General features: G+C 64.0%; 10 protein-coding genes and 1 tRNA gene. 2 read left to right on the top strand and 9 right to left on the bottom strand.

What is annotated here, in order from left to right; genetic code table 11:
• Nucleotides 1-11: 11 nt before the first annotated feature.
• Complete coding sequence (locus tag V6U71_RS04855; RefSeq protein WP_411342312.1) at nucleotides 12-1667, top strand: recombinase family protein; 1656 nt, start codon at nucleotides 12-14, stop codon at nucleotides 1665-1667.
• Here the strand turns inward: V6U71_RS04855 and V6U71_RS04850 are convergent.
• The 9 genes from V6U71_RS04850 to V6U71_RS04810 form a co-directional block, all read right to left on the bottom strand.
• Nucleotides 1624-1700: transfer RNA gene (locus V6U71_RS04850), tRNA-Met, on the bottom strand. The genes V6U71_RS04855 and V6U71_RS04850 overlap by 44 nt on opposite strands.
• A gap of 61 nt (nucleotides 1701-1761) precedes the next feature.
• The gene (locus V6U71_RS04845; RefSeq protein WP_411342311.1) at nucleotides 1762-2247 is read right to left on the bottom strand and encodes a 2'-5' RNA ligase family protein; all 486 of its coding nucleotides are present in this window, start codon (nucleotides 2245-2247) and stop codon (nucleotides 1762-1764) included.
• A gap of 166 nt (nucleotides 2248-2413) precedes the next feature.
• Complete coding sequence (locus V6U71_RS04840; RefSeq protein ID WP_411341183.1) at nucleotides 2414-3163, bottom strand: alpha/beta fold hydrolase; 750 nt, start codon at nucleotides 3161-3163, stop codon at nucleotides 2414-2416.
• A 155-nt stretch (nucleotides 3164-3318) separates the two neighbouring features.
• Nucleotides 3319-4236 (bottom strand): endolytic transglycosylase MltG, encoded by a 918-nt coding sequence (gene mltG / locus V6U71_RS04835; protein WP_411342310.1) that lies wholly within the window; start codon nucleotides 4234-4236, stop codon nucleotides 3319-3321.
• 263 nt (nucleotides 4237-4499) lie between these two features.
• Nucleotides 4500-5762, bottom strand: coding sequence for a beta-ketoacyl-ACP synthase II (fabF, locus tag V6U71_RS04830; RefSeq protein WP_411341182.1), 1263 nt, complete (start codon nucleotides 5760-5762; stop codon nucleotides 4500-4502).
• 450 nt (nucleotides 5763-6212) lie between these two features.
• Complete coding sequence (locus tag V6U71_RS04825; RefSeq protein WP_003039428.1) at nucleotides 6213-6449, bottom strand: acyl carrier protein; 237 nt, start codon at nucleotides 6447-6449, stop codon at nucleotides 6213-6215.
• Nucleotides 6450-6576: 127 nt separating this feature from the next.
• A complete protein-coding gene (locus tag V6U71_RS04820) occupies nucleotides 6577-8331 on the bottom strand; it encodes a tetratricopeptide repeat protein (RefSeq protein WP_411341181.1) in 1755 nt (584 codons plus the stop codon).
• An 861-nt stretch (nucleotides 8332-9192) separates the two neighbouring features.
• The gene (locus tag V6U71_RS04815) at nucleotides 9193-9735 is read right to left on the bottom strand and encodes a DUF3617 domain-containing protein (RefSeq protein WP_411341180.1); all 543 of its coding nucleotides are present in this window, start codon (nucleotides 9733-9735) and stop codon (nucleotides 9193-9195) included.
• Between the two features lie 128 nt (nucleotides 9736-9863).
• Nucleotides 9864-10382, bottom strand: a complete 519-nt coding sequence (locus V6U71_RS04810; RefSeq protein ID WP_411341179.1) for a DUF3617 domain-containing protein — start codon at nucleotides 10380-10382, stop codon at nucleotides 9864-9866.
• Between the two features lie 86 nt (nucleotides 10383-10468).
• On the opposite strand from V6U71_RS04810, the gene uvrB reads away from it, so the two are divergent.
• Complete coding sequence (uvrB, locus tag V6U71_RS04805; RefSeq protein WP_411341178.1) at nucleotides 10469-12655, top strand: excinuclease ABC subunit UvrB; 2187 nt, start codon at nucleotides 10469-10471, stop codon at nucleotides 12653-12655.
• Nucleotides 12656-12826 lie beyond the last annotated feature (171 nt).

The raw sequence follows: 12826 nt of genomic DNA, 5'->3' as shown, positions 1-12826 counted from the left end.
GAGGCGCGACCATGCGGCTGCCAGCAAAGGAGCCCCGATTCGTGCGCACCGCGATCTACGCCCGTTTCAGCACCACCCTGCAGGATCTTCGCTCGATCGAGGATCAGGTGCGGATTTGCATGGAGCGCGCGGAGCGTGAAGGCTGGACGATATCGGGCATCTTCACAGACCCGGCAATTTCGGGCGCCGTGCGCGATCGCCCCGGCCTCAACCAGCTGCTCGAGCATGTAAAGACCGGCCAAACCGATCAGGTCCTCGCCGAAGCGCTCGACCGCCTTTCCCGCCACCAAGGCGACATGGCTTGGTTGTTCGACCATGTCCGTCACGCGGGAGCCCGCATCTTCACCCTGTCGGAGGGTGACGTCGGCGAACTTCATATCGGCATGGTCGGCGCGCAAGCGTCGATGTTTCGCAAGAACAACGCCGACAAGATCCGGCGCGGTCTCAGCGGTCGCGTCGCCGAAGGGCGCGCCGCTGGCAACATCGTCTATGGCTACCGCAAGGTCCATGAATTGGACGCGAAAGGCGAACCGATCCGCGGATTGCGGGAAATCGATCCCGATCAGGCGGTCGTCGTCCGCCGCATATATGACGAATATCTTGCCGACGATTCCCCGCTCACGATCGCCCGCCGCGTCAACGCGGAGGGCGTGCCGTCGCCGGCAGGCGGGGAATGGTCGGTCAGCGCGATCAATGGCGATGCGAAGCGCGGTAACGGCATCCTCTGCAACGAGATCTACGCCGGCGTCATGATCTACAATCGCACGACGATGTCGCGGGATCCTGACACCCGCCGGCGCGTGACCCGCCTCAACCCGTTCGATCAGTGGCAGCGCCAGCCTGTTCCCGATCTCGCGATCGTCGACCGCGAAAGCTGGGACCGCGTCCAGGCGCGGAAAGCGGGCACGAAGGGGCTGCCGATCGTCCGCCTGAAACGGCCGCGCAAGCTGCTGTCGGGCATAGTCCGCTGCGGCGTCTGCGGCGGTTCGATGGTCATCCGCGATTCGTCGATGTGGGGGTGCGCGACGGCGCGGACCAAGGGAACCTGCGCAACGAAGCGAAAGGTCGATAACGCCAAGCTCGAGCGCCGCGTCATCGCTGGCTTGCGCAAGGATTTGCTCAGCGCCGATATGGTCGACGCGGCGGTTGCCGCCTACATGCGCATGCGAAAGCAGTTGGCGCGCGAAGCAGCCGACCTCGACCGTCGCCAGACCTCGCGCCTCGCGGATCTCGACAAGCAAATCGCCAATCTGGTGACGGCCGTCGCCGGCGGCGGCGACATTCCCGAACTGGTTGACGCCCTGCGCAACGCGCGAGCGGAGCGCGCCGCGATCGACGGCGACCGCCGCGAGCGCGACGCCGAGAATATGATCATCCTCGCGCCAGCAATCGCAAAGGCGTATCGCAAAGCGATCGACAACCTGTCCGACCTCCTGAAAAACCACGAACGCGAGCACGCGTCCGCACAGCGCACCCTGCGCGCGCTGATCGACCATGTCATCGTAACGCCCGCATCGACTCCCCGCGGCGTCGACATCGAACTTGTCGGCCGCCTCGAAAACGTAGTCGCCCTCGCCACAGGCGCACCCGCGAACGTCGAGAGAACAGATTTCCCGCTTAAGATGGTAGCGGAGGAGGGACTCGAACCCCCGACACGCGGATTATGATTCCGCTGCTCTAACCGGCTGAGCTACTCCGCCCCGAAGGGTCGCCGCATCGGGCGAGCCGCGCCTATAGGCATCGCGATTGCGGCGGTCAATATCATGTACGCGGTCCGCGGAAATTAGCCGCGAAGGCGGTCTCCCACGGGCCGCCGCGATAATGGTGCGCGGCGAGTCCGGCGATCGCCAGCGGCCGGGGACGGAAATCTTCGGCAAGGCGGGCGAGCAGCGCCTTGGCCTCGCTGGCCGTCACCTTGTTCTGGACGGTGATATGGAAGCGCGGCGTTCCCCGGTCTTGCGCGGTGAGCGCGCCAAAGAAGTGGTCGGCGATGCGGTCGCGGATCGCCAGCAGGCCGGCACTGTCGATACGGAAGGCCACACCGCCGCCCAGCGAATAGACTTCGCGCAGCGACGCGGCCGGAGGCGGCGTGTCGGCGGCGATGGCGCGGATCAGCCGCGTCAGTTCGTCGAGACACGACGGCGGCAGTTGGTGGAAAAGCGTGATGTGCGCCGCAAGATGGTTGCGCTCCGGGGGAAAATGGGCGGTACGCATCGCGTCGAAAAAATGCTGGTCCGCCGCACCCATCGTCGCAGTCACGATGATGGGTACGGCGCCAGCGGCCGGGACGGGAGGGGGGATGTCCGGGCCGGCTATTGCGCGCCTCTACGGAAAGTCCGCGCGGGGTCGCTCAAGCAGGGATTGACACCGGGGTCAAATCGAGTGTGCCAGTCATAGTGATCGATTGCACCGATCAAAGCCCGCTCCAGAATGCCGAGAGCGCGGCCGCCACCTCGCGCGGCCGTTCGGCAATCGCCCAATGCCCCGCCCCTTCGATCACGGTCAGCGACGTGCCGGTATTCGACGAAAAGCGCTGCGCCACCGACAGTTCGACATAGGGATCGCCCTCCCCCCAGATCAGCGCACCGTTTGCCGGGAGCCGGCCGACGTCGCGCGCCCAGTCATGCTCGAAGCTCAGCCCTTTTGCCGAGCGATAAAGCTTCAGGATCGCACGCCGCTTGTCCTTGCTGGCCCATTGCGCGGCCTCTTCTGCCGCGATGTCGGCGGGCATGCCCTGCGCGGCGAGGCCCTCGGCGAGTTTTGCCGGCTTGCTCAGCGCCATGAACAGTTCGCCGAGGATCGGGGTGTTCCAGATGCGGGCCAGCCGGTGACCGCGATAATCGGGGTCGATCACCGCGTTCGAGACCGCCCAACTGCGGATCAGGTCGGGTCGCAGCATCGCGACACGCTGTGCGATCAGCGCCCCCCAGTCGTGTCCGACGATATCGATCGGACCGTGCTCCGCGAACAGTGCCTCGGCCTGCCCGACCGCCCAGTCGGCATAGGCTTCCTTTGTCGCCGGGAAACCAGCGGGGAGCGGCCCGGTAAAGCCCGGCAGCGCCGGAACCGCGATGGGCGCGTCGCCAAGATCGAGCGCGGCGAGCAGCGGACGCCAGATGGCGGGGCTGTCGGGCACGCCGTGGATGAAGAGCTTTGCGGTCAAACGATCCCCCGTCTTTTGTCATCCCGGCGAAGGCCGGGATCTCATCGTAGCGTTGCTCCACGATGTCGGGATCCCGGCCTTCAGCCAAAGGCTGAAATTTATCCTGAGCGCCTGCCAAGGCAGTCGAAGGGCCGGGATGACGATAGGTGGAACCGCTATTCCATCTCCCCGCGCTCGCGGCGCAGCGCATACCATTTCTGGACGTTCGCATTATGCTCCGACAGCGTCCGCGCGAAAATATGGCTGCCGTCGCCCTTGGCGACGAAGAAGAGATAGTCGTTCGCCTCGGGATCGAGCACCGCGGCGATCGACGCCTTGCCGGGATTGGCAATCGGTCCCTTGGGCAGGCCGATCATCGAATAGGTGTTATAATCGTTCACCGCCAGAATCTCGGAGCGCAGGATGCGGCGGCCAAGCGGTTTGCCCTTAGTGACAGGATAGATGATCGTCGGATCGGCCTGCAGCTTCATGCCGACCGCGAGACGGTTGGTATAGACGCCCGCGACGGTGCGGCGCTCGGCGGGGACCGAGGTTTCCTTTTCGACGATCGACGCGAGCGCCATCGCCTCGTTCCGGTCCTTGACCGCGGTGCGCGGCGAACGCTTTGCCCAGAGTTCGGCGAAGGCCTTGTCCATCGCACCCTGCATCCGTTTGACGACCGCGGCGCGGCTTTCGCCGGTGGTGAAGGCATAGCTGTCGGGAAGGATGCTGCCCTCGGCGGGCACCGGGATTTCGCCCTTGAGCCGCTTTTCGGCCATCAGCCGTTCCCACACCATGATCGAAGGCATGCCCTGCGGGATCATGACGAGGCGCTGGATCGTCTTGCCCGACTGGAAAAGTGCGAGGATGTCGCCCGCGTCCATTCCCTTCTCGATCCTGTATTCGCCGGGTTTGATCGGGTCGTCCGAGCCGAAGAAGCGCGCCTGATTGCGGAAGTCGGAGGCCGAGACGAGGCCCTTTTCCTCGAGGATCTGCCCCGCCTTCGCGATGCTCGCACCCGGCGGGACGACAACCTCGGCATCATGCGGCGCGCCGCCCGAGCAGGCGGCGAGCAACAATGCAAAGATCGCCATCGTCAGCCAGCGGAACGGATGCACCAGTTTCTCCCTATTCGCTCTTAAGGAGACAAAGGATACGCATGCGCGCATCGAAACTGTCTCCCTTGTCGCCTTAGCCGAGGCTGGCGACAGGGTGATAGAGCATGGTCGCGCAATGTAGGAAAGAGCGTTTCGCGATCAAAGCCACCGTCGTCATTCCCGCGAAAGCGGGAACCCGGCCCGCAACGCTGGCTCGCTGGGTTCCCGCTTTCGGGGGAATGACGAAGTTGTTTTTTGGCTTAGTCCTCGACCGCCTTGACGATCAGGCTGGCGTTGGTGCCGCCGAAGCCGAAACTGTTGTTGAGCGCAGCCTTGACCTTGCGCTTCTTCGCGACCTTGGGAACGAGGTCGGCGCCTTCGGTACCCTCGTCGGGATTGTCGAGGTTGAGCGTCGGCGGCACGATCTGGTCGCGGATCGCGAGGATGCAGAAGATCGTTTCGACCGCGCCCGCGCCGCCGAGCAGGTGGCCGATCGCCGACTTGGTCGAACTCATCGACACGTTCGACATCGCGTCGCCGAACAGGCGCTTCACCGCGCCCAGTTCGATCGTGTCGGCCATCGTCGAGGTGCCGTGCGCGTTGATATAGTCGATGTCGGCGGGGGTCATGCCCGCCTTCTTGAGCGCCGCGCTCATCGAACGGAAGGCGCCGTCCATTTCGGGATCGGGGGCGGTGACGTGATAGGCGTCGCCCGACAGGCCGTAACCGACGACCTCGGCGTAAATCTTGGCGCCGCGCGCCTTTGCATGCTCATATTCCTCGAGCACGACGACGCCCGCGCCCTCGCCCATCACGAAGCCGTCGCGGTCCTTGTCATAGGGGCGGCTGGCCTGCTCGGGGCGGTCGTTGTAGCTCATGTTGAGCGCGCGGGCCTGCGCGAAGCCGGCGATGCCGATCGGACAAATCGTCGCCTCGGCGCCGCCCGCAAGCATGACGTCGGCATCGTCGTCGCGGATCATGCGCGCCGCGTCGCCGATCGAATGCGCGCCGGTCGAACAGGCGGTGACGACGGCGTGATTCGGGCCCTTGAGGCCATATTTGATGCTGACCTGCCCCGAGATCAGGTTGATCAGGCGGCCGTGGACGAAGTGCGGCGAAACGCGGCCGGGACCTTTTTCGGCGAGCAGCAGGCTTTCGCTCTCGATTCCCGGCAAGCCGCCGATGCCCGAACCGATCGAACAGCCGGCACGCACCTTCTGCTCCTCGGTCATTTCGGTGAGGCCGGCGTCTTCGAGCGCCTGCCCCGCGGCGTCGATGCCGAAGATGATGAAGGGATCGACCTGACGCTGGACCTTGTGGTCGACCCGCTTGCCGGGGTCGAAACCATATTCATGGTCGGGTCCCTTGACCTCGCACGCGATCGTGCACTTCTGGTCCGACGCATCGAAATGGGTGATCGGACCGGCGCCCGATTTGCCCGCGATCAGATTTTTCCAGCTGGTTTCGACGTCGCCGCCCAGCGGCGTCACCAAACCCAAACCCGTCACCACAACCCGGCGCATAGTCATTCCTTTCGTCGGTCCCCGTCCCCACGGGAAACCCGCATCACTTGACCCGGCGCGCTTCTAGAGGAGCCGCGCGCATAAAAAAAGCTTCCCGGCCGCTGCGCGCATGCGCTCGTGACCGGGAAGCCGGAAATGCGTGGGCGGCTTGCCGCCGCATCCGGCCAGGCCGGACAAAGGGTCAGAACCCACCAAAGCCATGATCGAGGCATCGAAATGGCGAAGATATCGGGGGAAAATTCCCGCCGGGAACAGTGGTTCTGTTTTCAAGGGAATTTTCCCCCGAGATCGAAGCCATTTCGATGTCCCTTCGGGATTTGATCGATTTTGTCCATGGCCGCGTCGACAAGCCTTGGAATATCCCAATATACCTGCGCCTTGCCTCCTCGCCCTGAACAAAATCGCTTCAAACCTCGGTCATGGCTTTGGTGGGTTCTGACCCTATGGGCTTTAGCCCTTGTTCGCTTCGATATAGTCGATCGCATCCTTGACGGTGGCGATCTTTTCCGCCGCATCGTCGGGGATTTCGACGCCGAATTCTTCTTCGAACGCCATCACCAGTTCAACGATGTCGAGGCTGTCGGCGCCCAGATCGTCGATGAAGCTCGCTTCTTCGGTGACCTTGTCGGCTTCGACGCCCAGATGTTCGACGACGATCTTCTTAACCTTTTCGGCCGAATCGCTCATGCGCTATTCCTTTTCTGACTAAGCCGTGAATGTTGGGGTTTGCCCTAGTGCGCAGCAGCGGGGCTGGCAAGAGGGCTGGCGCCGGATGGTTGGCGGCAGCCGCTTTCTTCGCTTCGTCGCACCCGCATCATGGCAGGGTCTTCGTCGCGGGAACGACGCCCGCCTCACGCAGCGCCGTCGAGGCTCGCGCGATCACCACCGGGGTGATGACGAATTGTTGCAGCACCCGCTCGGGCGGGGCGCCCGCCGGCTGCCCGGTGTAGGCAAGCAGGCGCTGCCACTGCCGGCGCGCCTCGGGGAGGTTGCCCGAGCGCGCGAGCACGACCGAGCGCACCATCAGATATTGCGGCTCCATATTGCTCGGCGACGGCATCTGGTCGAGAATCGACAAGGCTTCGTCCTGATTGCCGCGTTGCGAGAGCAGGAAGGCCAGCGTCACCGCGGGCACGCCGGGATAGGACGAATCGAGCGCGAGCGAACGCCGCAGCAGCGCTTCGCCCTCGTCCATCTGCCCGCAGGTCGTCTTGAACAGGCCGAGGAAACCCGACAAGTCGGGGTCATAGGGGTTGAGCTTGATCGCGGCGTCGCCCATCGCGTTGCCCGCCGGGCAATTGCCCGCATAAAAGCTGGCGCGGGCCATTGCGAACAGCCCGGCCGAGCTGTTCGGACCATTTTGATAGGATTGCTCGGCGAGCAGCCGCGCCTCGGCGAAAGCCTCCTGCCCTTCCTTCGTCGTCCGCCGCGGCTGCCAGTCTCCGAAACGGAGCAGCGACAGCGCGGTCAGCGTCACCGGATCGTTCGGACTGACCTTGAGCCCGGCGCGCAGGCAGGCGTCGATCTGCCGCACGCTGGCCCGGTTGCGCATCTGGCGCATGCGGTTGAACTGCGCGAGGCAGGGAAAGCCGGGGTTGAAATTGTCGGGCTGCCGTTGGACCTGGTCGCGCACGATAATCCCGAAATCGCCCGCGACCTGCGCGATGGCGGGCTCGATCGCGGTAAACTCGGGCACCTCGTCGGCGGTCAGCCGGAGTTGTTCCGACCAGATCGTCCGCTGATCGGCAACGCGGTTGAGCACGAGCGTCACGTCGACATTGCCCTCGAGCGTGCGCACGAGCGAAGTGTCGAGGCGGTAGTCGATGCGGCCGGCTGCGGCGGTGCCCGGGACGCCGGCGCTGCGCAGGTCGACCAGATCGAAGCGCCGCAGCCCGTCGCGCAGCTTGCCGTCGAGCGCGCGGGCCAGCGCCCTCGAGGGGCCGCTATCCCCGGCGATCGGCGCACTCACGTCGAGCAGCGGCATCGGCGCGGGCGTGGCCGCGAGCAGCTTGCCCTGGCCCGCCGTGAACCACCAACTCGCCAACAGCGCGAGCGCCACAAAAACAAAGGCCAGACCCCAGCGGGGCCGGCGGGGTGCAACGTGGGAGCCGGGCGGCGGCGGCGAGCGCAGCCGGTCGGCTTCCGGCATATCGGCAGCAGGCGCCGATGCGGCATCGTCCGGCTCCACCGGCGAACGGCCCGGCGGCGCATTGCGATGCTGGATGACCACTTCGTAGCTGCCCTGCGGAACGCGGAGGCGATGAACCCACGGCGTGTCGGCATAATAACGGTCGAGCAGGCTGCGAAGGCGCCCGACCATCACGCGCGGATAGCTGTCGACCGCTGGGTCGAAATCGGCGCTGCGGCCCAGCGCCTCGGTCGCGATCGCATAGGCCTTGGGCGCGCTGCGGCCGCCGCGAAGACGATGCTCGACGAGGAATTGAAGCAGGCGCGACAGCACCGGCGAGCGAACGAACATCGGCGATTCGAGCAGCCGCTCGCATTCCTGCTCGATGATCCGGTCGGTTTCGGCCGCCGTCTGTGTATCCGTCGCTTTCGCGTGATCCATGCTAGTCCTCAAACCCCCGCTGACGGGGCGGGTGATACGGCATTCCCAAGTCGCGGCCAGCCATTGTTACTCGCTTGTAACGGTAACAGACGGCCTTTTATTCCCGGCGAAAAATAACAATCGCGTCAAACTCCCCGGAAAACCGCCAAACAAGGTTAATGCCTCCTTATCATCTTGCTACACCCCGCTACGTGACCCCATGTAACTGCAATCTGTTACCGGTTTCTGCGAATTTCCAATCGTCGCGGCATCCCCCCACAGAGCCGCGGTCTGGTCTGAGACATGTTCTCAGTTAGACGGATTGAAGCCGGTGGGTCGAAAGGTGCGAGCTGGTCCCTGGCACCGTTCGGAATATCTACCGGCTTCATGCACTGAGACTTCGCCGGGTGGGACGCAGCCCCACCTGCTTTCACCCGGCGAGTCCGCCTCTGTCCGTCTCCGACAACTGACCCTGCGACCTTTCTTACAGGCAGCTTGTATCACGCTATGTCGATACGAAAAGCACAAAGCTTACTTTGCTTGCTATCGATCTCGTTTTTCGGTCGGGTCGCTGGCAGGGCCTTTGCATGTCGAGCAAGGCAGTGGCGCGCGACTGCGCTGATGTCAGTTATGGGTGGGGAGGGGACGTTGCTCAATCCACCTTCGACATCCCGGACTTGATCCGGGATCCCGCTTTTTTTGAGGCATCGGCAGTTCATGAGGTCAAGCGGGACCCCGGATCAAGTCCGGGGTGACGATGAAAGAGAAGGCGGCTTTCGGCCGCCGCCAGCCCCGCCGCTCCGCCTATATCTCAATAAAAAAGAGCGCGCGGCCGTCGGCCGCGCGCTCTCCTGTTTGGGTATTGACCGTATGGTGGACGGGTCAGGCTTTGCAGGGGCCGACGTTGGTGCTGGTGACCTGCATCTGCATTTCCATCTGGCCGCCGGCCGGAGCGGGCCCCTTCGATGTGACGAGCACGTCGGTCTTTTTGGCCGCCATCGTGCCGTTCATCGCGAGTTCGACCTTCTGGCCGTTCGAGGTGCAGGTGCCGGCGACGTCGACCGTGCTGCCGCCGATCTCCTTCTTCGACCAGGTGCAGCCTTCGCCGAAGCCCTTCGACAGGGCGTCGGCGGGATTTTCCTGATCGACCTGTTCCTGCGTCACGCACTGTTCGGTACCGCTGGCCGATGCGAACTGCTTCGCCATCTGGTCCTTCATATTGTCGGGCACGCCCGGCATGTCGAATTTGACCAGCTTGATGTCGGTCTTCCAGTTGCCGGCTTCGCGCTTGACCGGAGCGGACGACGATGCGGTGCTGGTGCCGCCGGCCTTTTCCGCGCCGGCATCGGCCGAACTGTCCGACTTTCCGCAGCCGGCGACCGCCAGCGACGCACCGAGCACTGCAACCGTAACGAACTTTTTCATGGGTTCCTCCTCCTGTTAGGCAAGGCAAAAACCCGTTCGACGCCAAATGGTTGCGTGAATCCCGGCGCCAAAAAGACAAAGGGCGCCGGCCTTCGCCGACGCCCTCGCTTGTAATCGCAAAGACCGGATCAGGTCGCCGAGGCGCCGGCCGGCTTGCACGGGCCGGTGTGGACGCTCGTCATCTGCAGCACCATTTCCATGTCGCCGCCGGTCGGGACCTTGCCCTTGGTGGTGATCGTCACGTCGTTCTTCTTCGCTTCGATCGTGCCGTTCATCGCCATGTCGACGGTCTGGCCATTGGCCTTGCAGGTGCCCGCGACGTCGATCTTGCCGCCGCCGACTTCCTTCTTCGACCAGGTGCATTCGCCGCCGTTACCCGGCCCCTTGGCGAGTTCGGCCGCGATATCTTCCTTGTCGACCTGTTCCTGCGTGAAGCACTGGTCCATGCCGCTGGCACCTTCCATCATCTGCTTCATGCCCGCCTTCATTTCCTCGGGCATGCCGGGAACTTCGAACTTCACCAGCTTGATATCGGTCTTCCAGTTGCCCGCTTCGCGTTTCACCGTGCCCCCGGCATTTTCGCTCTTGCCGCAGCCCGACACCGCCAATGCGACACCGAGGGCCGCGATCGTCATAATCTGTTTCATACCCTGTCTCCTGTGACTCGCTTGCCGCGCTTTCTTGTGATGGATTGCGATTGTGGACCCGCACCATCGATACCATATTGGCAGCGATGGCAATTCAGATTCGTACATCGCTCGATGAAATCGATACGGCCGCGGACTATGTCCCGCACCGCCCTGCCCGCCCCGACAAGGTCGAAGGCGGCAAAAGATTCGAGCTGGTCAGCGACTATGAGCCGGCGGGCGACCAGCCGACCGCAATCCGCGAACTGGTGTCGACCGCGCTCGACGGTGAGCGCGATCAGGTGCTGCTCGGCGTCACCGGATCGGGCAAGACCTTCACCATGGCGAAGGTCATCGAGGAACTGCAGCGCCCGGCGCTGATCCTCGCGCCGAACAAGATCCTCGCGGCGCAGCTCTATGGCGAGTTCAAGAGCTTCTTCCCGAACAATGCGGTCGAATATTTCGTCAGCTATTACGACTATTACCAGCCCGAGGCCTATGTGCCGCGGTCGGACACCTATATCGAGAAGGAAAGCAGCGTAAACGAGGCGATCGACCGCATGCGCCATTCGGCGACGCGCGCCTTGCTCGAACGCGACGACGTGATCATCGTCGCCTCGGTCTCCTGCCTCTACGGTATCGGCTCGGTAGAAACTTACTCCGCGATGATCTTCGACCTCAAAAAGGGCCAGGTCGCCGACAATCGCGAGATCATCCGCAAGCTCGTCGCGCTCCAGTACAAGCGCAACGATCAGGCCTTCGCGCGCGGCAATTTCCGCGTGCGCGGCGACAGCCTCGAAATCTTCCCCTCGCACTATGAGGATATGGCGTGGCGTGTCAGCTTCTTCGGCGACGAGATCGAGGAGATCACCGAGTTCGACCCGCTGACCGGCAAGAAGATCGCCAGCCTCAACTATGTCCGCATCTATGCGAACAGCCATTATGTCACCCCGGGTCCGACGCTGAAGCAGGCGACCGAGGCGATCCGCCACGAACTCGCCGAACGCCTCAAGGAGCTTGAGGCCGAAGGCCGGTTGCTCGAGGCACAGCGGCTCGAACAGCGCACCAATTTCGACCTCGAGATGATCGCCGCGACGGGAAGCTGCGCGGGGATCGAGAATTACAGCCGCTTCCTGACCGGCCGCCTCCCCGGCGAGCCGCCGCCGACGCTGTTCGAATATCTGCCCGACAATGCCCTGCTCTTCGTCGATGAAAGCCACCAGACGATCCCTCAGATCGGCGCGATGTCGAAGGGCGATCATCGCCGCAAGATCACCCTCGCCGAATATGGCTTCCGCCTGCCGTCGTGCATCGACAACCGGCCGCTGCGCTTCGCCGAATGGGACGTCATGCGCCCGCAGACGGTCAGCGTCTCGGCGACGCCGGGGACATGGGAGATGGACCGCACGCAGGGCGTCTTCGCCGAACAGGTGATCCGTCCGACCGGGCTGATCGATCCGCCGGTGTTCATCAAGCCGGTCGAGGAACAGGTCGACGACCTGATCATGGAGGCAAAGGCGACCGCGGCAGCGGGCTATCGCACCCTCGTCACGACGCTGACCAAGCGCATGGCCGAAGATCTGACCGAATTCCTCCACGAAGCGGGGCTCAAGGTCCGCTATATGCATTCGGACGTCGAGACGCTCGAACGCATCGAGATTATCCGCGACCTCAGGCTCGGCGTGTTCGACGTGCTCGTCGGGATCAACCTGCTGCGCGAAGGGCTCGATATTCCCGAATGCGGGCTCGTCGCGATCCTCGACGCCGACAAGGAGGGTTTCCTGCGCAGCGAGACCAGCCTCGTCCAGACGATCGGCCGCGCCGCGCGTAACGTCGACGGGCGCGTCATCCTCTACGCCGACCGCATCACCGGCAGCATGGAACGCGCGATGCGCGAGACCGACCGCCGGCGCGAAAAGCAGGAGGCGTATAACGCCGAACACGGCATCACCCCGACGACGATCAAGCGCAACATCGGCGACATCATCGCGCATGTCGCGTCGAAGGATCAGGTGACGATCGACCTCGGCGACGACAAGCCGGCGCATATGGTCGGCCACAACCTTCGCGCCTATATCCAGGACCTCGAAAAGAAGATGCGCGACGCCGCCGCCGACCTCGAGTTCGAGGAGGCCGGGCGCCTGCGCGACGAGATCCGCCGGCTAGAGGCCGACGAGCTCGGCCTGCCCGCCGACGAACAGGTCGCCCCGCGCGTCGGCCGCTCGAACGAAGGCAAGCCGGGAACGCGCAAAGGCCGCTTCGGGAAGCAGAGTAAGACCAAGTGGGGGCGTTGAGCCTCCATTACCTATCTTCGTCACCCCGGACTTGATCCGGGGTCCCGCTCGACGACGGTGCTGAGCGGGACCCCGGATCAAGTCCGGGGTGACGATCATTTATGCTTCGACAAACGCTTACCCTACGCCGACGAGCGGCCTTGCCGCTTTCCCTTAGCCTGCTTAGGGTCC

Origin of the sequence: Sphingopyxis sp. J-6 (genome assembly GCF_046603995.1) — a bacterium.
GTDB lineage: Bacteria > Pseudomonadota > Alphaproteobacteria > Sphingomonadales > Sphingomonadaceae > Sphingopyxis.
Note: the sequence above shows the minus strand (reverse complement) of the source record. Positions and strands in the feature narration are given on the sequence as shown.

What these genes read in the sequence shown, in the direction of transcription:
- V6U71_RS04855 (WP_411342312.1), top strand. Translation starts at nt 12, where the DNA reads ATGCGGCTGCCAGCAAAGGAGCCCCGATTCGTGCGCACCGCGATCTAC.
- V6U71_RS04845 (WP_411342311.1), bottom strand. Translation starts at nt 2,247, where the DNA reads ATGGGTGCGGCGGACCAGCATTTTTTCGACGCGATGCGTACCGCCCAT.
- mltG (WP_411342310.1), bottom strand. Translation starts at nt 4,236, where the DNA reads ATGGCGATCTTTGCATTGTTGCTCGCCGCCTGCTCGGGCGGCGCGCCG.
- fabF (WP_411341182.1), bottom strand. Translation starts at nt 5,762, where the DNA reads ATGCGCCGGGTTGTGGTGACGGGTTTGGGTTTGGTGACGCCGCTGGGC.
- V6U71_RS04825 (WP_003039428.1), bottom strand. Translation starts at nt 6,449, where the DNA reads ATGAGCGATTCGGCCGAAAAGGTTAAGAAGATCGTCGTCGAACATCTG.
- V6U71_RS04820 (WP_411341181.1), bottom strand. Translation starts at nt 8,331, where the DNA reads ATGGATCACGCGAAAGCGACGGATACACAGACGGCGGCCGAAACCGAC.
- V6U71_RS04815 (WP_411341180.1), bottom strand. Translation starts at nt 9,735, where the DNA reads ATGAAAAAGTTCGTTACGGTTGCAGTGCTCGGTGCGTCGCTGGCGGTC.
- V6U71_RS04810 (WP_411341179.1), bottom strand. Translation starts at nt 10,382, where the DNA reads ATGAAACAGATTATGACGATCGCGGCCCTCGGTGTCGCATTGGCGGTG.
- uvrB (WP_411341178.1), top strand. Translation starts at nt 10,469, where the DNA reads ATGGCAATTCAGATTCGTACATCGCTCGATGAAATCGATACGGCCGCG.